23 protein-coding genes are annotated in these 21935 nt (G+C 69.4%); 17 read left to right on the top strand and 6 right to left on the bottom strand.

Annotated elements, in window-relative coordinates; genetic code table 11:
• Nucleotides 1-3: 3 nt before the first annotated feature.
• From fliF to fliS, 16 genes are all read left to right on the top strand, one after another.
• The gene (gene fliF, locus ACP7A3_RS11475; protein WP_018250612.1) at nucleotides 4-1758 is read left to right on the top strand and encodes a flagellar basal-body MS-ring/collar protein FliF; all 1755 of its coding nucleotides are present in this window, start codon (nucleotides 4-6) and stop codon (nucleotides 1756-1758) included.
• The gene (fliG, locus tag ACP7A3_RS11470) at nucleotides 1755-2771 is read left to right on the top strand and encodes a flagellar motor switch protein FliG (RefSeq protein WP_017980123.1); all 1017 of its coding nucleotides are present in this window, start codon (nucleotides 1755-1757) and stop codon (nucleotides 2769-2771) included. The genes fliF and fliG overlap by 4 nt, the downstream gene beginning before the upstream one ends.
• Nucleotides 2764-3591, top strand: coding sequence for a FliH/SctL family protein (locus tag ACP7A3_RS11465; RefSeq protein ID WP_294313894.1), 828 nt, complete (start codon nucleotides 2764-2766; stop codon nucleotides 3589-3591). Before fliG ends, ACP7A3_RS11465 begins: the two co-directional genes overlap by 8 nt.
• Nucleotides 3591-4934 (top strand): FliI/YscN family ATPase, encoded by a 1344-nt coding sequence (locus ACP7A3_RS11460; RefSeq protein WP_426255636.1) that lies wholly within the window; start codon nucleotides 3591-3593, stop codon nucleotides 4932-4934. Before ACP7A3_RS11465 ends, ACP7A3_RS11460 begins: the two co-directional genes overlap by 1 nt.
• Entirely contained in the window at nucleotides 4927-5358 is a 432-nt protein-coding gene (locus ACP7A3_RS11455) for a hypothetical protein (protein WP_426255635.1), read from the top strand. The genes ACP7A3_RS11460 and ACP7A3_RS11455 overlap by 8 nt, the downstream gene beginning before the upstream one ends.
• A 37-nt stretch (nucleotides 5359-5395) precedes the next feature.
• A complete protein-coding gene (locus ACP7A3_RS11450) occupies nucleotides 5396-8386 on the top strand; it encodes a flagellar hook-length control protein FliK (RefSeq protein WP_426255634.1) in 2991 nt (996 codons plus the stop codon).
• Between the two features lie 25 nt (nucleotides 8387-8411).
• Nucleotides 8412-9053, top strand: coding sequence for a flagellar basal body-associated FliL family protein (locus tag ACP7A3_RS11445; RefSeq protein ID WP_017980127.1), 642 nt, complete (start codon nucleotides 8412-8414; stop codon nucleotides 9051-9053).
• Between the two features lie 3 nt (nucleotides 9054-9056).
• Nucleotides 9057-9995 carry a flagellar motor switch protein FliM gene (locus tag ACP7A3_RS11440; RefSeq protein WP_426255633.1) on the top strand — a complete coding sequence of 313 codons (939 nt, stop codon included), beginning with the start codon at nucleotides 9057-9059 and terminating at the stop codon, nucleotides 9993-9995.
• Nucleotides 9992-10282: a flagellar motor switch protein FliN gene (gene fliN / locus ACP7A3_RS11435; RefSeq protein ID WP_017980129.1), complete on the top strand. Its 291-nt coding sequence runs from the start codon at nucleotides 9992-9994 to the stop codon at nucleotides 10280-10282. Before ACP7A3_RS11440 ends, fliN begins: the two co-directional genes overlap by 4 nt.
• Before the next feature lie 12 nt (nucleotides 10283-10294).
• Nucleotides 10295-10549 carry a flagellar biosynthetic protein FliO gene (locus ACP7A3_RS11430; RefSeq protein WP_017980130.1) on the top strand — a complete coding sequence of 85 codons (255 nt, stop codon included), beginning with the start codon at nucleotides 10295-10297 and terminating at the stop codon, nucleotides 10547-10549.
• Entirely contained in the window at nucleotides 10546-11445 is a 900-nt protein-coding gene (gene fliP, locus ACP7A3_RS11425; protein WP_426255632.1) for a flagellar type III secretion system pore protein FliP, read from the top strand. The genes ACP7A3_RS11430 and fliP overlap by 4 nt, the downstream gene beginning before the upstream one ends.
• A 109-nt stretch (nucleotides 11446-11554) precedes the next feature.
• A complete protein-coding gene (fliQ, locus tag ACP7A3_RS11420; RefSeq protein WP_017980132.1) occupies nucleotides 11555-11824 on the top strand; it encodes a flagellar biosynthesis protein FliQ in 270 nt (89 codons plus the stop codon).
• Between the two features lie 141 nt (nucleotides 11825-11965).
• Nucleotides 11966-12736 (top strand): flagellar biosynthetic protein FliR, encoded by a 771-nt coding sequence (gene fliR / locus ACP7A3_RS11415; RefSeq protein ID WP_295564156.1) that lies wholly within the window; start codon nucleotides 11966-11968, stop codon nucleotides 12734-12736.
• Nucleotides 12736-13875, top strand: coding sequence for a flagellar type III secretion system protein FlhB (gene flhB / locus ACP7A3_RS11410; protein ID WP_017980134.1), 1140 nt, complete (start codon nucleotides 12736-12738; stop codon nucleotides 13873-13875). The genes fliR and flhB overlap by 1 nt, the downstream gene beginning before the upstream one ends.
• Nucleotides 13876-13926: 51 nt before the next feature.
• Nucleotides 13927-15429, top strand: a complete 1503-nt coding sequence (fliD, locus tag ACP7A3_RS11405) for a flagellar filament capping protein FliD (protein ID WP_426255631.1) — start codon at nucleotides 13927-13929, stop codon at nucleotides 15427-15429.
• Nucleotides 15429-15827: a flagellar export chaperone FliS gene (gene fliS, locus ACP7A3_RS11400; RefSeq protein ID WP_063686580.1), complete on the top strand. Its 399-nt coding sequence runs from the start codon at nucleotides 15429-15431 to the stop codon at nucleotides 15825-15827. The genes fliD and fliS overlap by 1 nt, the downstream gene beginning before the upstream one ends.
• Before the next feature lie 215 nt (nucleotides 15828-16042).
• Here the strand turns inward: fliS and ACP7A3_RS11395 are convergent, their stop codons facing one another.
• The 5 genes from ACP7A3_RS11395 to argH are packed head-to-tail and all read right to left on the bottom strand — an operon-like array spanning nucleotide 16043 to nucleotide 20618.
• Nucleotides 16043-16996: a zinc transporter ZntB gene (locus ACP7A3_RS11395; protein ID WP_043060870.1), complete on the bottom strand. Its 954-nt coding sequence runs from the start codon at nucleotides 16994-16996 to the stop codon at nucleotides 16043-16045.
• Nucleotides 16993-17754: a precorrin-2 dehydrogenase/sirohydrochlorin ferrochelatase family protein gene (locus ACP7A3_RS11390; protein WP_426255630.1), complete on the bottom strand. Its 762-nt coding sequence runs from the start codon at nucleotides 17752-17754 to the stop codon at nucleotides 16993-16995. The genes ACP7A3_RS11395 and ACP7A3_RS11390 overlap by 4 nt, the downstream gene beginning before the upstream one ends.
• Nucleotides 17751-19013 carry a diaminopimelate decarboxylase gene (gene lysA / locus ACP7A3_RS11385; protein WP_294313901.1) on the bottom strand — a complete coding sequence of 421 codons (1263 nt, stop codon included), beginning with the start codon at nucleotides 19011-19013 and terminating at the stop codon, nucleotides 17751-17753. Before lysA ends, ACP7A3_RS11390 begins: the two co-directional genes overlap by 4 nt.
• 7 nt (nucleotides 19014-19020) lie before the next feature.
• Entirely contained in the window at nucleotides 19021-19254 is a 234-nt protein-coding gene (locus tag ACP7A3_RS11380) for a hypothetical protein (RefSeq protein WP_147036303.1), read from the bottom strand.
• Complete coding sequence (gene argH, locus ACP7A3_RS11375; RefSeq protein ID WP_426255667.1) at nucleotides 19251-20618, bottom strand: argininosuccinate lyase; 1368 nt, start codon at nucleotides 20616-20618, stop codon at nucleotides 19251-19253. Before argH ends, ACP7A3_RS11380 begins: the two co-directional genes overlap by 4 nt.
• 16 nt (nucleotides 20619-20634) lie before the next feature.
• On the opposite strand from argH, the gene ACP7A3_RS11370 reads away from it, so the two are divergent.
• Nucleotides 20635-21216 (top strand): TlpA family protein disulfide reductase, encoded by a 582-nt coding sequence (locus ACP7A3_RS11370; protein ID WP_295564164.1) that lies wholly within the window; start codon nucleotides 20635-20637, stop codon nucleotides 21214-21216.
• 158 nt (nucleotides 21217-21374) lie between these two features.
• Here the strand turns inward: ACP7A3_RS11370 and ACP7A3_RS11365 are convergent, their stop codons facing one another.
• Nucleotides 21375-21932, bottom strand: coding sequence for a hydrolase (locus ACP7A3_RS11365; RefSeq protein ID WP_426255629.1), 558 nt, complete (start codon nucleotides 21930-21932; stop codon nucleotides 21375-21377).
• Nucleotides 21933-21935 lie beyond the last annotated feature (3 nt).

Raw genomic sequence — 21935 nt, 5'->3', positions numbered from 1 at the left:
TCGATGACCACTGCACTCGCCACCACCACGCCCGGTGCCGCGCCCGCGCTGCCCGAGAAGTTCGCCAACCCGCTGTTGCAGATCAAGTCTGTCCTGGCGCAGCCCGCGGTGCGCCGCAGCCTGCCGATGGCGATGCTGGTCGCGCTGATCGGCGCCGCCGCGCTGGCGTGGATGACGCTGTCGACGCCGACGCAGAAGACGCTGTTCCAGGGGCTGACCGACGCCGACAAGCAGGCGGTCACCGCCGCGCTGACCCAAGCGAACATCAAGAGCCGGATCGACGAGGGCACGGGTGCCCTGACCGTCGACGAGGACCAGTACAGCAAGGCGCGGATGCTGCTGGCGGGCCAGGGCCTGCCCAAGCAGGCGCCCGGCGGCTATGCGATCCTCGACCAGCTGCCGATGGGCGTCAGTCGCGCGGTGGAGGGCGAGCGCCTGCGCCAGGCGCGCGAGACCGAGCTTGCCCGATCGATCGAGGATATCGACGCGGTCGCCGAGGCGCGCGTCCACCTCGCGATGCCCGAAGCCAGCGTGTTCGTGCGCGACAAGGCATCGCCGTCCGCATCGGTGGTGGTCAAGCTGCAGGGTGGCCGCGCGCTGAGCCAGGCGCAGGTCCAGTCGATCATCAACCTCGTCGCCAGCTCCGTCCCCGGCATGAAGCCCGAGGACGTGACGATCGTCGACCAGATGGGCGCGCTGCTCTCAAAGCCCGGCGGCGCGAGCGGCGTCGATGCCGAGGGCGATGCGCGGCTGGAAATGCAGCGCAAGACCGAGGACAAGGTGCGCCAGCAGCTGATCCAGCTGCTGACCCCGCTGGTCGGCGCCGGCAATTTCACCACCGAAGTGCAGGCCGACATCAACCTCGACCAGACGCAGGCGACGCGCGAAAGCTATGACAAGCAGGGCGCGCTGCGTGCCGAGACCGGCAACTGGACCGGCAATCAGGCGCCCAGCCCGACGACGCCCGGCGGCATCCCCGGTGCGCTGAGCAACACGCCGCCGCCCGCCAGCCAGTTGCAGCAGCCGCAGGCCGCGAACGGTGCATCGGGTGCGGCGCCGACGCCCGACCCCTCGCCGGTCGCCGGTGGCCCCGCCCCCAACCCCAACAAGCAGAGCGACAGCTTCCAGCGCGCCTATGACCTGGGCCGCGAGGTGTCGGTGACCAAGGCGACGCCGGGGTCGATCAAGCGCCTGTCGGTCGCCGTACTGCTGCGCGATCCCGACAAGAGCCGCCGCACCGCGATGGAGATCCAGCAGATCACCGATCTGGTGAAGAGCGCGGTTGGCTTCGATGGCGCGCGGCAGGATCAGGTGACGGTCATCAGCCGCAAGTTCGCCGACGCGACCGACGTCGCCCCGCCCGCCTGGTACGACAATGCCTGGGTGCCGGTGGCGGCGCGCAACGGCACCGCGATCCTGATCGCCCTGCTCGTCCTGCTGCTCGGCGTCCGTCCGATCGCCAAGGGCCTGATGGGCAAGCGCGAGGACACGCTGGCCAAGACGAAGGCCGAGGCGGAGGCCGCCGGCAAGACCGACGCGCCGGACGGCGCCGAGGGCACCGAGGGCGCCACCGCCGGGATCGGCGCCGACGGCACCGCGCCGCTGGGCATCGCCGTCCACGAGCCGGTGACGCTCGAGCAGCTGGAACAGCCGCAGACCATGGACGAACGGATCATGGCGGTGCGCGGCTTCACCCGCGACAATCCGGCCCGCGCCGCGCTGGCGCTGCGCGACATGATGAAGGCTGAAGAGCAGTGAGCGAAGCCCCCGCCCCGCGCACCTTCAGCGGCGTCGAACGCGCCGCGGTGCTGATGATGCTGGTCGACGAGGAAGAGGCCGCGGCCATGCTCCAGAAGCTCGATCCCGATGAGGTGCGCGAGCTGGGCACGGCGATGCTCAACGTCGCCGACGTCTCCGAGGAGGAGATGCAGATGGTGCTCGACGATTTCACCGGCAAGGCGCGCGAGCGCAACGGCATCACCTTCGACCCGCGCGCCAAGGTGCAGGCGCTGATGACGCGCGCGCTGGGCGAGGAAAAGGCGGAGAGCATCCTGGCGCGCATCGGCCCGGCCGAAACGTCGAGCGAGCTTGAGATGCTCAACTGGCTCGACGCGCCCGAAATCGCGCAGATGATCGAGAAGGAGCATCCGCAGATCGCCGCGGTGATGATCGCCCATCTGCAACCCGCGGTCGGCGGCAAGGTGCTGGAACTGCTGCCCGAAGGCGTGCAGCCCGACATCCTGCACCGCATCGCGCGGCTGGGGCCGATCAACGCCGATGCGATCGAGACGCTGAAGACCGTGCTCGCCAACCGGCGCAATGGCGGCGGCACCACGTCGGGCGGGCTGACGCTGGGCGGCACGCGCGAGGCGGCGCTGATCCTGCAGGGCGCGCGCAAGGCGACCGAGCAGCGCGTGATGCCCAAGCTGTTCAAGATCGACAAGGAAGTCGCCAAGGCGATCGAAGAGGCGATGTTCATCTTCGACAACCTGCTCGACATGGACGACAAGAACCTGGGCACGCTGATCCGCAACGTCGACGGCGACATCCTGTCGCGCGCGCTGAAGGGCACCGACGAGAACGGCCGCAACCGCTTCCTGGGCTGCATGTCGGCGCGCGCCGCCGACGGCATCCGCGACGAGATGGAGGCGCGCGGGCCGATGAAGCTGGCCGAGGTGCTGGAGGCGCAGAAGGCGATGATCACCATCGCGCGCAACCTGGCCAAGGACGGCACGATCGTGATGGGTGCGGGCGACGACGATTATGTCTGACGCCTTTGCGCGCGGCACCGTGCCGCTCCAGCCGACCGACTTCGTCGCGGGCTTCGCCTCGCGCCACGACACCACGGCGCAGCTGTTGCAGGCGGCGTTCGCGCCGCCGGTGCCCGGCTTCACGCCGCGCGACATGTGGGCGACGCTGGAGCGCGAACTGGGCGGCGATGCGCCGGATTATTCGCGCGCGCGCGCTGCCGCGGACGATGCGGACGAGCGCCCAGTCGGACCGAAGCATTTCAGCCCCGCCGATCGCGACGGCGACAAGCCGACGCAAGGGTGGGACCCGCTGGACGCCGAGGCCGAACCCACGGCCTTCATCGATCCCGTCGAAACCGCGCACGCCGCCGGCTATGCCGAGGGCCTGGCCGCTGCCGCCGCTGCGGCACGCGAAAGCGGCGACCGCGATGCGGCGCTGATGACGCAGCTCGCCGCGGCGCTCGCCAACGGCCACCAGCTCGACCGTGACCGGATCGCGCACCAGCTGCGCACCACGGTGATGATGCTGGTCAGCAAATTGGTCGGCGAATGCGGCGTCGGCGCCGACATGCTGAACGCGCGGATCGAAGCGGCGGCGGAGCTGCTGGCGGATGCCAGCGAATCCGCGCTGCTGCGCCTCAACCCCGACGACATGCCGCTGCTGGCTGATGCTCTGCCCAAGTCGATCTTCGCGGCGGCCGATCCCCATCTCGCCCGCGGCAGCTTCGTATTGGAAAGCGCCTCCACCCTGGTCGAGGACGGCCCCGACCTGTGGCTCAGCCAGTTGGCGCAGGCGATCGAGCGCGTGCCGCTGCCCGTCGTGACCAACCCGGACGCGTGATGTTGAACCGCTTTACCACCGATTATCTGGAGACGCTGGGCGTCGCCGACTTCCGCCCCACCGCCAAGGTGTCGGGCCGGCTCGCTTCCTACGACGGCCTCCTGATGGAAGCGGTGGGCCTGTCGCTGCCCGTGGGCACGATCTGCGAGATCGGCGGCGGCAGCGCGAACGACACGGGCGCGGCGCGGGTCGAGGCCGAAGTGATCGGCTTTCGCAACGGCCGTACCCTGCTGATGAACCTGGGCGGCCCCGCCGCCTTGCTGCCGCGCGCGCCGGTGCGCCCGATCGGCCCGCCGGGCGAGGCGGAGGTCGGCGCGGCGATGCTGGGCCGCGTGGTCGACGGATCGGGCAAGCCGATCGACGGCCTGGGTCCGATTCGCGGTGCGGGCAAGTGGCCGCTCGCCGGCAAGCTGCAATCGCCGCTCGACCGCGGCCGCGTGCTGGAGCCGATGGACGTCGGCGTGCGGGCGATCAACGGGCTGTTGACGATCGGCCAGGGGCAGCGCGTCGGCATCATGGCGGGATCGGGCGTCGGCAAGTCGGTGCTGCTCGGCATGATGGTGAAGGCGGCCAAGGCCGACGTCATCGTCATCGGCCTGATCGGCGAGCGCAGCCGCGAAGTCGCCGACTTCCTCGAAACCAAGGTCGCGGGCGAGGCGCGCCAGCGCGCCGTCGTCGTCGCGGTGCCCGCCAACCACAGCCCCGTGCTGCGCATCCGTGGCGCGCTGCGCGCCACCGCTATCGCCGAAGCCTTTCGCGACGAGGGCAAGAAGGTGCTGCTCATCATGGATTCGCTGACCCGCGTCGCGCATGCGGGCCGCGAGATCGGGCTGGCGCTGGGCGAACCTGCCAGTGCGCGCGGCTATCCGCCCTCCGCGATCGCAATGCTGCCCAATCTGATCGAGCGTGCCGGCACCGACGTGCGCAGCGGCGGGTCGATCACCGCCATCTACACCGTGCTGGCCGACGGCGACGACGGCAACGATCCGGTCGTCGATTCGGCGCGGTCGATCCTCGACGGGCATATCGTGCTCAACCGGCATCTGGCGGAGCGCGGCGTCTATCCAGCGATCGACATCGGTCCGTCGGTCAGCCGCGTGATGACCGATATCGCGCACCCCGATCACATCCATGCCGCGCGCGTGCTGCGCCGGCACCTGGCGACCTATGAAGAGAATCGCGACCTCGTGCTGATGGGCGCCTATCGCCCCGGCGCCGATCCGGCGATCGACAATGCCATCGCCGCGCATCCGGTGGTGATGGAATATATCAAACAGGCGTCGAACGAGACGGTCAGCCTGGACGAGGCGATCGCCGAACTGACCGGCGTGTTCGGTGCCTGACGCCAAGAAGCTCGCGCGCATTCTCCGGGTGCGCACGCTGCAACTGGGGCTGGTGCGCGCCGACGAGATGCGCGCGCACGAAAAGCACGCCAGCGAAACCAGCCTCCACAACCGGATCCGGGCCTTGGCCGATGCGGTCGCGCCCGCGCCGGACACGCGCGTTTCCGCCGCATCGATGGGGGCGCAGGCGCATTTCCGCGAACGGCTGCACCAGTCCGCCGCCGCCGCCCAGGCGCGCGTCGACACCGCCGAACTGATGGTCAATCGCGCCGCCGAGGCGACCCGGTCCGCCAAGCGCGACCAGAGCGCGATCGAGAAACTGCTGGAGCGCGCACGCCGCACCGCCTTGGCCAAAGAGATGCGCGCGCTGGAAGAGACCCCGCCCGTGTCGCCACTGAAGGCAAAACGGCACGATCCTTGCTGACTGTCTCGGGACACCTCTGTCCGATGAGATGATGACCATGATCGACACTGCTCTTACCGTCGCCTCTCCCACCCCCGGCCATCCGGGCAAGGGCGCGTCGTCGGCGGGCGGTGATCTGTTTGCGTTGTCGATGCTTCAGATCGGCGGTGGTGAGGACGAGGCTGCCGTGGCACCGGGGGGTGCCGCGGCAGTCTTGCCTATCCTTGCGACCAAGACGGCAGCCGCGACGCCAGCTGGGGCGGCGGCAAGCGCCCCGGCCGGGCGGCAAACGGTTGCCGCTCCTGGCATGGCGCTGCCGGCCGTGGCGACGGCGGTGACGCCTGCGGCGGCCCCTGCGACGGCCGAGGTCGATCCCGCGCTGGCGTGGCTGCCCGCGGTCAATATCGCGGTGCCCGCACCGCTCGAGATTCCCGCGGCGCTGGCTGCCAAGCCGGCCGTGCCGGTGGCTGCGAAGCCTGCCGCGATGGCGACGGCCATGCCGGCGATCCTTGCTACGCCTGCGGCCCCTGCTACCTCTGCCGTCCCTGCGGCCCCTGCTACCCCTGCGGCCAGGGTGCAGACTTTGAGCAGCGGTACGTCGGCGAAGGCGATGGCCAGCACCTTGCCCGCGCCAGTTGCCGCACCTGCCGCAGTGACGAGGACGGAGCCGGCCACCCCGTCCGCAGACGTGGATGTCACGGCGGCGCCGGCTGTCGCGGCGCCCGTCGCGGCGGCGGCCTCGGCCGGTACGGTTTCGGTCGAGGCGATGGTTGCGCCGACCGTCATCGTCGCGGCCCCGGTCGCCACCCCGAATGCCGCTGATACCGGACGGGCCGCGGCCGATGTACCGGAACCCGTCGCCGCGCCGTCTAACGCGCCGGTGCCCGCTACGCACGCCGCCGAAACCACGCCTGCGCCAATCGCGCCGCTTACGGTCGCTGCCGCGCAAACGCCCAAGGCGGATCCCGTCGCGACGACGCAGCCTGTCGCGCACACGCCGGCTCCCGTCGATCCGTCCGTCGTGCTTTCGCCCGATCTGACCCCGGCCATTCCCGCCGCGCCGACCGAGAACGCGCCCGCGCCTGTCGCGACCACTCCCGGGGCGCCGACGATTCGCCTGCCGCAGCCGGCACCGGTGGAGGCGCCGATGGTCGACCTCGGCGCGGCGGATACGCCGGTCGCCGCGGCACCCGTTCCACAGCCGGCCCAGCCTGCCCCTACCTCCCTCCCGCAGACTGCGGCGGGTGCCAAGGCGAAACTTGTCGGGCGGCCGGCCGAGGCCAAGGCGGGTATCGCGGAGGCGCCCGCCCGCCCCTTGGCCGCCGCGACCACATCGTCCGACACCAAGGCGTCCGCCAACACAGATTCGACCGAGCAAGACGCGGATGACGCGGCGGCACAGACCGACGCATCCGCCGTCGTGCCCGCCAACGTCGCTCCGGTCGTCGATCCGACGCCGGCCGCAGCGACGCCTGCTATCCCCGTCGCCGTAGCGCCCCAGCCCGAATCTCCGCAGCTGGAGACCAAGCAGCCCGCGGCGCGGCAGCCTGAGGCGGCGCCCGCATCCGTGGCGTCGCCGCGCGCCAGGCAGGCCTCGCGTCCAGCCGTCGGCGCACATACGATGGTGGCGACACCCTCGCCCGCCGCGACGCCGGATGCCGCCATGGCGCAGCATGATAGTGTCGTGCAGGACCGCACGGCGACGTCGAGCCCGATGCCGCAACGGGATACGGCAACCACCACCGCCGATGACCAGCCGGCGCCGAGCCGCGACGCGCCCGTCCAGCCGGACACCGTGGCGGTTGCCGCGCCGACTCAGCTCCTGACCGTGCCGGTCGCGCAGCCGACCGCGACGCCCACCGCCCCGCCGACCACACCGCCCCCCTCCGCCGCGACGCTGGCACCGATGGCCGCAGCGCCCGCCACGACAGCTCGGGCGCCCATCGCCACTGGCCCCCGCCCCTCCGCCGCCGGCCGCGGGCGTCAGGCCCCGTCCGCCGACGTGGCCGCCGCGCCGACCTCTGCCCCTGACGTCGCGACGTCCCCCGCGCAGTCAGCTGCGACGCCCGTCACGACATCGCCCCTGCCCGCCGCCACGCCGCCGCGCAGCGAGACGGCCCCCGCCCCCGCGCCGTCACAGGTCGCCGCACCCGCGCCGGCCGAGACCGCGCCCGTGATCGCCGCGGCGGCGCCGGTGCCCGTCGCCGGTGCCGCGGTCGTCGCCGACGCACCGGCCGAGCCTGCCCCCGCTGCACAGCCCACGCCCGCCCGCCAGACGTTCGCGCGCGAAGTCGCCGGTACGCCGCGCCAGACGGTCGCGCTCAGCGCGCAGGCGCTGCCACGGCTGCAACCGGTGGCCGGCACGACCGCGTCGGCGGCGGAGGTATTCGGCGCCGCGATCCATGCCGCCAGCACCGGCGAAGAGCGCGAGGCGCAACCGGTCGCGCCGGCGCCGGTCGCCGCGCAGGCCGTCGAGGTCCGCAGCACCGCCGCCACGCCGACGCAGGCGCCGCTCGACATGCGCCAGAACGACTGGCCGGCGACGATGATCGACCGGATCGAACGGCTGCGCGACGCCGCCAATGCGCAGGACACGCGCATCCGGCTGGTCCCCGACGCGCTCGGCGCGCTCGACGTGTCGGTGAAGACGATCGGCGGCGCGCTGCACGTCCGCTTCGCATCCGACAATGCCGAAACGCGCGCGCTGATCGAGGGCGCCAGCGCCCGCCTGTCCGCGATCGCCGAGGACCGCGGGATCCGCATCGGCCAGACGACGGTCGAGGCCGCCACCGCCGCCGCGAGCCAGCAGCAGGCGGGCAATTCGTCGCAGTCGTCGTCGCAGGGCCAAAGCCAGAACCAAAGCCAGTCGCCGTCGACCCAAAGCAACACCGGCAACCAGCAGCAGACCGCGGGCCAGGCCCAATCGGGCCAGCCCCAAAGCGGCCAGCAGCAGCCCCGCCAGCAAACCTCCACCGCGCGCCAGCCCGACCGGGCCGCGCGGACCACCAACCCCGAGCAGGACGCCGCCGATGACGGCCGTCTCGCCTGATCCCAGTCGTTAAGGAACCCGAGCGATGAGCGACAAACCCGAAGAGGCCGAACCCAAGAAGAAGGGCGGCGGCAAGATGAAGATCATCGTCATGGTGGTCGTGTTGCTGGTGCTGGTTGGCGGCGGCGTCGGTGCCGGCGTCTTCGCCGCGAGCAGCGGCCTGATCGGCGGCGGTCATGCCGCGGCCGAGGAAGACCATGGCCCCAAGCTGGTCCCCAAATCCGAACAGAAGCGCCCCAAGGCGGAAGGCGAAGGCGGTGAGGGCGGCCATGGCGGCGGCGGCGAATCGGGCGGCAGCCACGACAGCGGCGGCGGCAAGCACGTGCCGTCGGGCGGGCCGGGCGATCGCTATGCCTCCAATTACTATACGATGGAGCCGAGCTTCACCTCTAACCTGCAGAATTCGGTCCATGTCGTGCAGATCGGCCTCGCCATCTCGACGCCCTATGACGACACGGTCATCGAGAATCTGAAGACCAACGACATCGCCGTGCGGTCGGCGGTGCTGCTGACGCTGGGCGACACGCCCGAGGATCAGGTGTTCAGCAGCGAGGGCAAGGAGCAGCTGCAGAAGCGCCTGGCGAAGGCAATTAACGATACGCTGACACAAAAAGAGGGATTCGGCGGCGTTAGTAACGTCTACTTTACCAATTTCGTTGTTCAGTGAGGCATGGTTAACGCCGCAGCAACCACCGAACGACGGACGCGCGATCGCGCCACCGCCGCGCATGCGTCGGTGCTGGGGGCGGCGAAGCTCAATCCGTTCGGCGACCTGCACACGCTGCAGCATCTGTCGGCCCGCTATGCCCGCACGTTGCGCGGCGTGTTCGAGCCGGTGCTGCGGCGCGAGGTGCGCACTTGGGCCGAGCCTTTGGTCGTGCAGCGCTTCGCGGATTACCGGTCGGAACGGCCCGAGGGGCTGACCGCCTGGCTGCCGATGACGATGGCGCCCAATGCGACGAACGGGCTGTGCGTGCTGGACGGCGTGTTCGTGCTGGAACTGCTCGATCTGTTCTTCGGCGGCACCGGCACCGCGCCTGCGGTGATGCCGGCGGAGTTCTCGCCCGCGGGCGAGGCGATGGTGACGCGGCTGGGCCAGTGGATCGCCGCGCCGCTGCGCAGCGCCTGGGAACCGCTCGCGCAGATCGACTTCACGCCGACCCGCGTCGAGATCAACGCCGCGATGCTGGCGATCGACGGCGAGGATGCGATGATCGTCACCCGTTTCGGCATCGCCGCGGGCGATGCGAAGCCGGTGTTCATCGACCTGCTGTATCCGGTCACGACGCTGAAGCCGCATGCCCCGACGCTGACCGGCAAGGTGCTGGAAAAGGCCGATGCCAATCCGGTGTGGCGCAATTCGCTGACGCGCGCCGCGCTCGGCGTGCGCTTCCCGATCCGCTCGGTCCTTGCCGAACCCGTCGTGCCGCTGTCGCTGCTGATGGACCTGAAGCCCGGCGACGTCATCCCGATCAGCTTCGGCCCCGAAGTGCCCGTCATGATGGGCAGCGGCCGGCTGGCCATGGGGACCGTCGGCACCTCGAACGGCCATGCGGCCGTCCGCCTCACCCATCTCGACCGTATCGACGACGAAGGATTCGACGCATGAACGACATGACCGGCAGCTTTCCGGTGGAAGGTGGCGTCGCCGCCAATTTCCGCCTGCTCCAGGATGTCGACGTCAAGCTGACCGTCGAGATCGGATCGACCCAGCTGACGCTGCGCGAGCTGCTGGCGCTGGGCGAATCGAGCGTCATCGAGCTCGACCGTCAGGCGAACGAACTGCTCGACGTGTTCGTCAACGGCACGCTGATCGGCCGCGGCGAAGTGGTGACGGTGGGCGACCGCTTCGGCGTGCGCATGACCGAGCTGGTCTCGCCCGACAAGCGCGCCTGAGGACACGACGCCATGATGTGGTCCTATATCCTGAAGCTCGTCGTCCTGCTGCCGCTGGTGTGCGGCCTGATGATCGGCTGCCTGTACCTGTGGCGCCGGATCGAGACGCGCATGCCCGGCAAGCCGACCAACCGGCTGATCGCGGTCAAGGAAACGATGATGATCTCGCCGGGCCTGCGCCTTGCCGTGCTCGATTTCGAGGGCAAGCGGCTGCTCGTCTCGGTCGGCCGTGGCGGCGTCAACCTGATCGACAAGGTGGACCAGTGAGCCCGACGGTGACCCGGCTGGGCCATGGCCCGGCGCTGTTCAAGACCTCGCGCCGCCGCGACGCCGCTGCCGGCGGACGCAGCGCGCACAAGTGGATCTGGGCGATTCTGGCGATCGCGCTCGCGCTGCTGATCGCGGTGCCGGCCTTCGCGCAGGCCGCGCCCGCCGCCCCCGCCGCGGCGCCCGCGCCGGGCGTCGGCGATGCGGTGGACCGGGCGCTCGGCCAGCTGAGTTCGGGTGCGGCTTCGGGGGGCACGCAGTCGGCGCCGCTGTCGCTGTCGCTCCAGGTCCTCATCATCATGGGCCTGCTGACGATCCTGCCGGGCATCCTGTTGATGATGACCAGCTTTACCCGGATCGTCATCGTGCTCGCGGTGCTGCGACAGGCGCTGGGCCTGCAACAGACGCCGCCGAACCAGGTGCTGATCGGCCTCGCGCTGTTCCTGTCGCTGTTCGTGATGGCACCGACGATCAGCCAGATGAACCGCGACGCGATCCAGCCCTATGCCGCCGGCCAGCTCGCCGGCACGCAGATGATCGAGCGCGCCGGCGCGCCGCTGCACGCCTTCATGGTCAAGCAGACGCGGATCAAGGACGTCACGATGTTCGCCGACATGGCGAAGTCGGGCCCCTATGCCAGCCCGAAGGACATTCCCTTCGCGGTCCTGCTGCCCGCATTCGTCACGTCGGAGCTGAAGACCGCATTCCAGATCGGTTTCCTGATGTTCCTGCCCTTCATCGTCATCGACCTGGTGGTCGCGACGGTGCTGATGGCGCTCGGCATGGCGATGCTGTCGCCGACGATCATCTCGCTGCCGTTCAAACTGCTCTTGTTCGTGCTGGTCGATGGCTGGGCGCTGACGATGGGCAGCCTCGCCAACAGCTTCGCGACCTGACCTCTACTTCCGTTCGTGCTGAGCCTGACGAAGCACGGTGAGACACAGGGCCTTCGACAGGCTCAGGCCGAACGGTGCGGGCTTGGCCACCGCCACAGGATACGAGACGATGGACGCCGATTACTTCCTCACCGTCGCCAATCAGACGATGTGGGTGCTCGCCCTCGCCAGCGCGCCGATCCTGATCCCGGCGCTGCTCGCGGGTCTCATCCTCGGCATGATCCAGGCCGCGACGTCGATCAACGAACAGACGCTGAGCTTCGTGCCCAAGCTGCTGGTCGTCGCGTTTTCGATCATGATCTTCGGCAGTCTGATCCTGGGGCTGCTGAGCGACTTCACCGTCGGCATGTTCGAACGCATCCCGGATCTGGTGAAGTAATGATCTCCCTCTCCCATCGGGAGAGGGAAGGGGCCCGCCCGGCGCAGCCGGGTGGGAAGGGTGAGGGCGTCGCGCGCCTCTCACCCTCACCCTTCCGCGGCTCCGCCGCTCCCTCCCTCTCCCACAGGGAGAGGGATTGAGATGTTAGGCTTCGGCCTCGCCATCGAACCCAAGCTGTGGGCGCTTATCTTCGTGATGGTGCGCGTCGGGGCGGCGTTCATTCTGGCGCCGGTGTTCGGCGCGGTGGCGATTCCGCTGCCGGTGCGTGTCGGGCTGACCGGCGCGGTCGGTATCTTCGTGCTCGCCGTCCATCCCGTCGCACCGCCCGCACAGGTGTTCGCGGTCGCGACCTTCCTGTCCGTCTTTTCCGAAGCGTTGGTCGGCGCCGCGATCGGCTTCATCCTGCAGATCGCGTTCGCCGCGCCGATGGTCGCCTCCGAAATCATCGGCGGGTCGATGGGCATCGGCTTCGCCTCGTCGATCGACCCGCAGAACGGCCGCTCGTCGCCCGCGCTCGGCCAGTTCTTCACGATCATGCTGACGCTGCTGTTCCTATCGGTCGACGGGCACCTCGTGCTCGTGCAGCTGCTGGTGAAGAGCTATGAGACGATGCCGCCGGGCAGCTGGATTTCGATCGACCGACTGAAGGACATCGCCTTCTTCGGCGGCTACGCCTTTCTCGCCGGGCTGCTGCTGGCGCTGCCGGTCGGCTTCCTGCTGCTGTGCCTCAACCTCGTCGTCGGCATGGTGAGCCGCGCCGCGCCCTCGCTCAACCTGTTCTCGGTCGGCCTGCCCGCGAGCCTTGCGGTCGGCGTCGTCGCACTCGCCGTCGCCTTCCCGGCGATGGGCGACTACATGCTGGTCATCATCCGCGAAGGCCTTGCCGCCACCGATACGCTGGTGAACGGCTGATGTCGGGAGGCGGCGACAAGACGGAAGCGCCAACCCAAAGGCGCAAGGAAAAGGCCGCCGAAGACGGCAATATCCTCAAGTCCAAGGATTTCGCGACCGCCCTCGTCGTCATGGCGGGCGTCGCGTGGCTGATCTTCGCCGGGCCGTCGCTAATCGCGGCGTGCAAGGCGGTGATGACCGCGAGTTTCCAGTTCGACCGCACCGACGTCGAGGATTTCTCGCCGTGGCGGCCGCTGCAACAGGCGGGGTGGAAGCTGCTGCCCTCGCTCATCACGTTGTTCGCGGTCAGCGTGATCGCGACGATCATCAGCTCGGCGGGCCTCGGTTCGCTGACGTGGAACAACAAGCTGATCGCGTTCAAGGGCGAGCGCATCAACCCGGCGTCGGGCCTGAAGCGCATCCTGGGGCCGCAGGGATGGATCGAGCTCGGCAAGTCGCTGCTGAAGGTCGTGCTGCTCGCGGTGATCGGCGGCTATATGTTGTGGAAGTCGAGCCGCACGACGCTGGGCCTCTCCTCGTCCAGCCTGGGCGAGGCCGTGGGGGCACTGGGCGGCACCTTCACCGGCATCATGATCGCCATGGCCGCCGGCCTCGTCGCGATCGCGCTGTTCGACGTGCCGATCCAGATCATCCAGCTGCTCTCCAAACTGAAGATGACCAAGCAGGAGGTCCGCGACGAGCATAAGGAAACCGAAGGCTCGCCCGAGGCCAAGGGCCACCAGCGCAGCGTGCAGCGCGCGATGGCGAAGGGCGGCGTGCGCAAGGCGGTGGCGGAGGCGCATGTCGTGCTCACCAACCCGACGCACTTCGCGGTCGCGCTGCGCTACGACCGTGGGCGCGACCAGGTGCCGGTGGTCGTCGCCAAGGGCCGCGGCGCGACCGCGCTGGCGATCCGCGAAGTGGCGGGCGAGGCGCGCGTGCCGATCCTGGAATATCCGATGCTCGCCCGCGCCATCTATTACACCACGCGCGAGAACCAGGAGGTCCGCGACGATCTGTACGTCGCGATCGCCACCGTGCTCGCCTTCGTCTTCAACCTGAACGCCGCGGCGGGCGGCACCGCGCAGCCGCCGGTCGAGGTGCCCGAGAGCGCACGGTTCGACGAACATGGCATCAAGATTTCGGCGAAAACCCCTTAACCTTTGCACGGCGGCGGCCGTTAATCCTGATGAAGCGCGTGGAGTAGACCAGTGGCCAGCACCGTAGGCAGCAGCACATCGACGCCGACACCGACGCCAACCCCGGCGCCCGCGTCGACGACGAGCCTGACCAAGAATGCGGCGCAGAGCCTGCTGACTTCGCTCAACGCAGGCTCGGGCATCGATATCGCGACGCTCGTCCCGGCGCTGGTGCAGGCGCAGTTCGCCGCCAAGACCGCCGCGCTGACCGCCAAGAACGACACGCTGACCGCGCAAATCTCCGCGACCAGCACGCTGCGCAACACGATCTCCAACTTCTCGACCGCGCTCGCCAATTTGAGCTCCGGCGGCACGTTGCAGACGCAGCCCGTCAGCTCGAACACCAGCGCGCTCGGCGCGACCGCGATCGCGGGGGCGAAGGTCGGCCAGCTGTCGTCCAGCGTCTCGATCCAGGCGCTCGCGACCGCGCAAGGATCGCGCTCGGCGAAGATCGACGATCGCACCGCGACGATCGCGACCGGCAAGATGACGCTGACGTTCGGCACGGCGACGTACAGCAGCGACGGCACGCAGATGACCGACTTCACCGCGGGCAGCGCCCCGACCGTGTCGATCGACGTCACCAACGGCAGCCTCGACGGTATCGCCAGCGCGATCAACGGCGCGAAGGCGGGCGTCACCGCAACCGTCATCACCGATGTCGACGGCAAGTCGGTGCTGTCGCTGAAGGGCGCGACCGGCGCCGCGCAGGCCTTCACGCTGAAGGCCGACGATGCGGACAGCAAGCTCAACCAGTTCAACATCGGCAAGAACACCGGCACGCTGACCGGCACCGCGGCGAATGCGAAGCTGACCGTCGATGGCGTGCAGGTGCAGCGCGCATCCAACACGGTCAGCGACCTGGTGTCGGGCGTGACGTTACAGCTCAATGCGGTGACGACCAGCGCGGTGTCGCTCACCAGCGTGCGGCCGACCAGCGCACTGGCGCAGGCGGTCGGCGATTTCGTCGACACCTACAACCAGGTGTTCGCCAGCGTGAAGGGCGAGATCGACCCGACGAACGGCGACCTGAAGGGCGATACCGCCGCCGCGACGCTAATGCGCTCGCTCCAGGCGCTGACGACCAAGGGGCTGGTGTCGGACGATGGCAGCGGCGCACCGACGACGCTCGCGCAGCTGGGCGTCGCGACCAATCGCGACGGCACGCTGAAGGTCGACACGACGACGCTCAACCGCGTGCTCGCCGCCAATCCCGATCAGGTCGAGGCGATGTTCGCCAGCACGTCGAGCAATGCGCTCGGCCTCTCCAGCACGCTGTCGAGCATCTCGCTGACCACGTCGAGCAGCATCTACGGCCTCGGCGCATCGGCGACCCGCTATACGCAGGCGAAGAGCGATCTGGCGAAACAACAGGATCAGGTCTCACTGTTGTCGGATGCGATGAACAAGCGGCTGACGCAGCAATTCTCGTCGATGAACAGCAAGGTCAGCGCGTACAAGTCGACGCAGACCTTCCTCGACAACCAGATCAAGGCTTGGAACAAGAGCAACTGATGGCTTACGCGACCGCACTTTCGGGCGACCCCTATGCCACCTATCGCCAGATCGACGTCGTCGGCCGCACGGCCGAGGCGCAGGGGCCGGGCCTCGTCCAATTGCTCTACGAAGAGCTCATCTCGGCGCTGCGCGCGGCGGCCTGGGCGATGGACAACAACCAGCTGCGCACCAAGAGCGAGCGCGTGACGCGCGCGACCGCGATCCTGTTCGCGCTGGAATCGGGCCTCGATTTCGAACGCGGCGGCGAGGTGTCGAACACGCTGGCGCGGCTCTACGCCGGGATCCGCCGGACGGTGGTGGACGCATCGGTCGGCACCGATTCGGCGCCGTTCCGCGATGCGGCGAGCAGTCTGTCGGAGATCGCCGAGGCGTGGCGCACCGCCCGCGCAGCGTAGAACCTCATTCCTCCCCCGCCAGGGGGAGGTGGCGCCGCCAAAGGCGGTGACGGAGGGGGAGGATACGGCGAACGCGCCGCATGCGGAAACGCCCCCCTCCACCACCCGCTTCGCGGGAGTAATGGGTCGGATCATCCCCCGGACGATCCTCGAACGTGCGGGGCAAGTTCGACCCATCACTCCCCCTCCCCCGCTAAAGCGAGGGAGGAATTAGATTACTTCTGAAACCAGTGCTGCTGGACGAAATAGCCCAGCACCGTCACGGTGATCAGCCCGCACAGCCCCATGATCGCGTCGAAGGCCCAGGGCTCCTGCGCATAGGGCAGGTGCGCGACGTTCATGCCGTACAGGCCGGTGATGAAGGTGAGCGGCAGGAACACCATCGCGACGATCGAGATGATGAGCGAACGGCTGTCGATCTGTTCGCTCCTGAGGTCGGTCAGCGCCTCGTGCATCAGCGAGGCGCGTTCGCGGATCGCCTCCAGCTCCTCCGCCATGCGCGCGGCGCGGTCGGCGGCGGCGGACAGGTGGCGGCGATCGTCCTCGGCCAGCCAGGCGCCGGGCAGTTCCGCGAGCTTTTCCAGCGCCGCGCGCTGCGGCGACAGGAAGCGGCGATAGCCGATCGCGGCGACGCGCACGCGCGTGACGGTGCGGCGCAGGTCAAAGACGCGATTGGCGTCGAGCCGCTCCTCGCAATCGTCCAACTCGTCGCCCAAGTCCGCGACATGCGGGTCGAGATCGGCGGTGATCGCGGTGGCGAAGGCGGAGATGAGGTCGCCCGGATCGGCGACATGGCCCGATTCCACCTCTTTCTCGACCGCATCGACCGCGTAGAGCGGGCGGCGGCTGACCGAATAGACATGGCCCTTGATCGCCCAGATGCGGACCGAGGCGAGCGCATCACCGCTGGTCTGTTCGTCGGTGGAGCGGCCACGCAGGTTGAGCAGCGCGCCCTGTTCGAACGCCTCGCAGCGCGGGCGCGTCTCCATCGCGGTCAGCGCGTCGACGACATAATCGTCCAGCCCCGCCGCATCACGCAGCCAGATCTGCGCGCGCTCCTCCGTGGTGTTGAGGTGGACCCAGACGAAGTCCGCCGGATCGGCCAGCGCCTGCTTGACCGCGACGCGCTCCGCCGATCGGCCGTTGATGCGATATCCGAAGCCGCTCATGCCATCTCCAGCTCGACCGTCAGGCCGTCGTGCGCCGCCATAGCCTCGCCCCACGCCTCGCGCACCGCGTCGGCGCGGGCGCGGTCGAGGATCGCCGCGGGCACGCCGGGGTGGAAGACGACGCGATCGGCATTGGCGAGCCAGCGTGCCTGGCGCAGCGTCAGCGCGTCGGGATCGGGTGAGGCGAGCGCGATACGGACACGCCCCTGCTCGATCGCCTGCCCGCCCGCGATCCAGCGCGGCACGTCGGCATCCTCGCGCAACGGATCGAGCGCGCCGCCCGCGGCCAGCGCCGCACCGAGCGCACGCCGCCGCGTGGCGCCATCGGGATAATGCGCACGCAGCGCGGCGCGCGCATGATGCAGCTGGTCCGCGAGCCGCCCGAGACCCGCCGGCAGCAGCGCCTCCAGCCGCTGGCGCAGCGCCGCCGCCAACCCTGCCGAGACGCCACCGGTGCCGATCGCGATGAGTACCGGCGCGCGGTCGATGATCGCAGGCGTGGTGAAGTCGCACAAGGCCGGCCGGTCGACCGCATTGACCAGCAACCCGCGGGCCTTGAGCCGATCGACCGCGGCCAGCGCCTCACCTTCGTCTTCGATCGCCACCACGGCGAGCGCCGCCGCCGCGTCCTCGCCGACGATCACCGCGCCCGCGCGCTCCAGCAGCCGCCGCTTGGCATCTGCTGCCTCGCCCTCGCCCAGCAGGATCACCGGGCGGCCCGCCAGCCGGACGAACAGCGGCAGGCTGTGGAGGCTCACGCCTTCAGCCACTCCGGCACGCGCTCGGCGGCGAGGATCGTCTCGGCGGCGATGCGATCGGCGACGACGGCATAGCGGTCGCCATCGACCAGCACTTCGGGCACGAGGTCGCGGCTGTTGTAGGTCGAGGCCATCGTCGCGCCGTACGCGCCCGCGGTGCGGAAGACGGCGAGGTCGCCGCTCTTCACCGCATCGATCTCGCGGCCCATCGCAAAGGTGTCGCCGCTTTCGCACACCGGGCCGGCGATATTGGCGGTCATCCGCTCGCCCGTCGGGGTCACCGCGTCGAAATCGTGCCACGCATCGTACAGCGCGGGGCGGGCGAGGTCGTTCATCGCGGCATCGACGATGACATAGGGGTTGGTGACGCCGGGCTTCACCCAGACGACTTCGGTCAGCAGCACGCCCGAATTGCCGGCGATGACGCGGCCGGGTTCGAACATCAGCTCGACGTCCCACCCCTGCGTCGCGCGCGCCACCATCGCGCCATAGTCCGCCGGGCTCGGCAGCACGTCGCCGGCCTTGTAGGGGACGCCGAGACCGCCGCCCAGATCGACGCGGGTGATCGTGTGGCCACGGCGGCGCAGCTCTGCGACCAGCTCGCCGATCCGGCGATACGCCTCTTCGAGCCGCGACAGGTCGCTGAGCTGGCTGCCGATGTGGCAGGCCACGCCGCGCAGGTCGAGGCCGTCGAGCGGTGCCAGCCGGTCGAACATGTCGGGGGCCTGATCGATCGGCACGCCGAACTTGTTCTCGGCGCGTCCCGTGGAGATCTTGGCATGCGTGCCGGCGTCGACGTCGGGGTTCACGCGCAGCGTCGCGGGCGCGCGCTTGCCCTTGGCATGGGCGATCTGCGCGAGGACGACGCCCTCTTCCTCCAGCTCCAGGTTGAATTGGCCGATGCCGGCGTCGATCCCGCGCGCGAGTTCGGCCCGCGTCTTGCCGACGCCCGAAAACACGATGTCCGCCGCCGGGATGCCCGCCGCCAGCGCGCGCGCCATCTCGCCGCCTGAGACGACGTCGGCGCCATAGCCCTCTTCGGCAAGCACGCGCAGCACGGCGAGGTTGGGATTGGCCTTGATCGCATAGGCCAGATGGATGCGGCCGACATGCTTCAGCCCCTCGCGGAACACTTGCGCGTGACGGCGGAAGGTGTTGGTCGAATAGACGTAGACGGGGGTGCCCACCTCTTCGGCGATGCGGGTGAGCGGCACGTCCTCGCAATGGAGCACGCCGTCGCGATAATCGAAATGGTTCATGGGTGTATCAGTTCGGCGGGAGGTCGAATTCGTCGCTGCGGCGGGCTTCGGACTGTTTGAGCAGTTCGTCACTGCGCTGCGGCCGCTGCTGCGTCGTCGGGGTGAGCAACTGGTTCGCGGTCGGCGTCGCGGTGGCGCCATAAGGCGCGGGCGGCAGTTTCGCGCCGGGCGCGGGCTGCAATTCCTTGGCGGCGCCGCAGCCGGCGAGCGTCAAAGCCAGCAGCGGAATCAGGCGCTTCATGACAGGCTCTCCCGCGCCGCCCGGATCGCGGCGCGTACGTTGGCGGGCGCGGTGCCGCCGAAGCTCGTCCGGCTGGCCACCGAGGCATCGACCGACAGCACGTCGTACAGGCTTTCGTTGACCCGCGCGTCGATCGCCTGGAATTCGGGATACGGCAATTCGTCGAGCCGCACGCCCAGTTCCTCGGCGCGCTTCACCGCGCGCCCCGTGACGTGATGCGCCTCGCGGAACGGCAGCCCCGCCTCGCGCACCAGCCAGTCGGCGAAATCGGTCGCGGTGGCGAAGCCGCTTTCGGCAAGGCCGCGCATCCGATCCGTGCGGAAGGTCGCGCTTTCGACCATGCCGGTCATCGCCGCGATCGACAGGCCGAGCAGATCGTGCGCCTCGAACACCGGCGGTTTGTCGTCCTGCATGTCCTTCGAATAGGCGAGCGGCAGGCCCTTCATCGTCACCATCAGCGCAGTCTGGCAGCCGAGGATGCGCCCGGCATGGCCGCGTACCAGTTCGGCCGCATCGGGATTGCGCTTCTGCGGCATGATCGAGCTGCCGGTCGACCATTGGTCGCTCAAAGCGACGAAGCCGAACGGCTGCGACGCCCACAGCACGAACTCTTCCGCCAGGCGGCTGAGGTGCAGCGCCGTCTGCGTCGCGCAGGTCAGGTAATCGAGCGCGAAGTCGCGGTCGCTGACCCCGTCCAGGCTGTTGCGCGTCGGCCCGTCGAAGCCAAGCGCCGCCGCGGTCATCTGCCGGTCGAGCGGGAAGCTGGTGCCGGCAAGCGCTGCGGAGCCAAGCGGGCACAAATTCATCCGCGCCCGCGCATCGCGGAAGCGCGAGATGTCGCGCGCCGTCATCTCGACATAGGCCATCAGGTGATGGCCCAATGTCACCGGCTGTGCGGATTGCAGGTGGGTGAAGCCGGGCATCACCGCATCGGCATGCTCCTCGGCGCGGGTCAGCAGCGCGTGGGTCAGGCCGGTCAGGGCATCCAACACCTGGTCGATCGCATCGCGCACCCACAGGCGGAAATCGGTCGCGACCTGATCGTTGCGGCTGCGCGCAGTGTGCAGGCGGCCGGCGACGGGGCCGATCGCCTGCGCCAGCTTCGCCTCGGTCAGCATGTGGATGTCTTCGAGGGCGAGATCTTCGGGCACGCCGTTCGCGGCATAATCCGCGGCGACCGTGTCCAGCCCCGCGTCGATCGCGGCGGCATCCTCGGCCGATACGATGCCCTGTTTTGCCAGCATCGCGACATGCGCCTTCGATCCGGCGATATCCTGACGCCACATCCGCTTGTCGAAGGGGATCGAGGCGTTAATCTCGCGCATTACCGCAGCAGGGCCTTCGGCAAATCTGCCGCCCCACATCGAATTGGAACCGCTCATGTCCGCACGCGTCGCGATCGTCTGTCTCCTGGCGCTGATGGCCGCAGGCTGCGATAGGCAAAGCGCCGCCCCCGGGCAAGCGAACACGGCCGATACGAACACAGCCTCGCCCGACGAAGCGACCGCTCCGGCCGCCACGACCGCGCAGGTCGGCGTCGACCGCAGCCATGCCGGCGAGGCCGCGCCGAGCACGCCGTTCAAGGGGCCGGACGGCAAGCCTACCACCCTCGCCGCGTTCAAGGGCAAGCCGGTGCTCGTCAATCTGTGGGCGACGTGGTGCGGCCCCTGCATCGCCGAACTGCCGACGCTGGAGGCGCTGGCGAAGCGCGGCACCGTGCGCGTCGCGGCGATCAGCCAGGATACGCAAGGGGCCGAGAAGGTGCCCGCGTTCCTGAAGGCGCATGGCGCGCCGACGCTGACGCCCTACGTCGACGATCAGATGGCGCTGTCGCTGGGGTGGAACGCGAACCTGCCGACGACGGTGCTGTTCGATTCGGCGGGTAAGGAGGTGTGGCGCTGGAAGGGCGGCAACGACTGGGCCGGCGCGGACGCGGCGAAGCTGATCGCAGAGGCGAAGTAAGGGGGACGGCAGACGCTCCACCCCCGTCCCCCGTTGGACCTCCGTCGCTCCCCCCTTCCCCGTTCGCCCTGAGCCTGTCGAAGGGCGCGTCACCACAGGCGTTACCCTTGAGAGATCCCGTGCTTCGACAAGCTCAGCACGAACGGGAAAATGGGGGATCAGGGGATGAGGACATCCTCCGTCGCCACCACCCGCGCGATCTGGGGCAGGATATGCTCAATCGCGAACGCATGCAGCTCGGCCGAGCGCGACGTCGAGGCATCCTCGACGATCACCACGTCATACGACAGTTCCCACGCACTGCGCGCGGTCGATTCGACGCCGAAGTTCGTCGCGATGCCGGCAATCACCACCGTCTTCACGCCACGCCGACGGAGTTGCAGGTCGAGGTCGGTTCCGATGAACGCGCCCCAATGGTGCTTCATCACGACGATGTCGCCGTCCTGCCGCAGCCCCTCGACCAGCGCATGGAACGCGGGCGGCGTACCCTCGGCGGGCAGGCGCGGCTGGTCAACGGTGCGACTCGGCATCGTATCGGGCGTGAAGCCGACATGGACCAGCACCACCGGCGCGCCCGCGGCGCGAAAGCGCGCGGCCAACGCCTTGCCGCGCGCGACGACGTCGGCGGCGCTGTGCGGCCCCTTGTCGCCGGCAATGATGCCGTCCTGCAGGTCGATGAGGATCAGGGCGGTGGTGCGGGGATCGAACGTCGGCATGGC

The organism is Sphingomonas sp. DC5200-1, assembly GCF_049897245.1.
GTDB lineage: Bacteria > Pseudomonadota > Alphaproteobacteria > Sphingomonadales > Sphingomonadaceae > Sphingomonas > Sphingomonas aquatilis.
Note: the sequence above shows the minus strand (reverse complement) of the source record. Positions and strands in the feature narration are given on the sequence as shown.

Bases quoted from the DNA above. Each gene is read 5' to 3' on its own strand.
- fliF (WP_018250612.1), top strand. From the start codon at position 4: ATGACCACTGCACTCGCCACCACCACGCCCGGTGCCGCGCCCGCGCTG.
- ACP7A3_RS11465 (WP_294313894.1), top strand. From the start codon at position 2,764: ATGTCTGACGCCTTTGCGCGCGGCACCGTGCCGCTCCAGCCGACCGAC.
- ACP7A3_RS11460 (WP_426255636.1), top strand. From the start codon at position 3,591: ATGTTGAACCGCTTTACCACCGATTATCTGGAGACGCTGGGCGTCGCC.
- ACP7A3_RS11450 (WP_426255634.1), top strand. From the start codon at position 5,396: ATGATCGACACTGCTCTTACCGTCGCCTCTCCCACCCCCGGCCATCCG.
- ACP7A3_RS11445 (WP_017980127.1), top strand. From the start codon at position 8,412: ATGAGCGACAAACCCGAAGAGGCCGAACCCAAGAAGAAGGGCGGCGGC.
- ACP7A3_RS11440 (WP_426255633.1), top strand. From the start codon at position 9,057: ATGGTTAACGCCGCAGCAACCACCGAACGACGGACGCGCGATCGCGCC.
- fliN (WP_017980129.1), top strand. From the start codon at position 9,992: ATGAACGACATGACCGGCAGCTTTCCGGTGGAAGGTGGCGTCGCCGCC.
- ACP7A3_RS11430 (WP_017980130.1), top strand. From the start codon at position 10,295: ATGATGTGGTCCTATATCCTGAAGCTCGTCGTCCTGCTGCCGCTGGTG.
- fliQ (WP_017980132.1), top strand. From the start codon at position 11,555: ATGGACGCCGATTACTTCCTCACCGTCGCCAATCAGACGATGTGGGTG.
- fliR (WP_295564156.1), top strand. From the start codon at position 11,966: ATGTTAGGCTTCGGCCTCGCCATCGAACCCAAGCTGTGGGCGCTTATC.
- flhB (WP_017980134.1), top strand. From the start codon at position 12,736: ATGTCGGGAGGCGGCGACAAGACGGAAGCGCCAACCCAAAGGCGCAAG.
- fliS (WP_063686580.1), top strand. From the start codon at position 15,429: ATGGCTTACGCGACCGCACTTTCGGGCGACCCCTATGCCACCTATCGC.
- ACP7A3_RS11395 (WP_043060870.1), bottom strand. From the start codon at position 16,996: ATGAGCGGCTTCGGATATCGCATCAACGGCCGATCGGCGGAGCGCGTC.
- lysA (WP_294313901.1), bottom strand. From the start codon at position 19,013: ATGAACCATTTCGATTATCGCGACGGCGTGCTCCATTGCGAGGACGTG.
- ACP7A3_RS11380 (WP_147036303.1), bottom strand. From the start codon at position 19,254: ATGAAGCGCCTGATTCCGCTGCTGGCTTTGACGCTCGCCGGCTGCGGC.
- argH (WP_426255667.1), bottom strand. From the start codon at position 20,618: ATGTGGGGCGGCAGATTTGCCGAAGGCCCTGCTGCGGTAATGCGCGAG.
- ACP7A3_RS11370 (WP_295564164.1), top strand. From the start codon at position 20,635: ATGTCCGCACGCGTCGCGATCGTCTGTCTCCTGGCGCTGATGGCCGCA.
- ACP7A3_RS11365 (WP_426255629.1), bottom strand. From the start codon at position 21,932: ATGCCGACGTTCGATCCCCGCACCACCGCCCTGATCCTCATCGACCTG.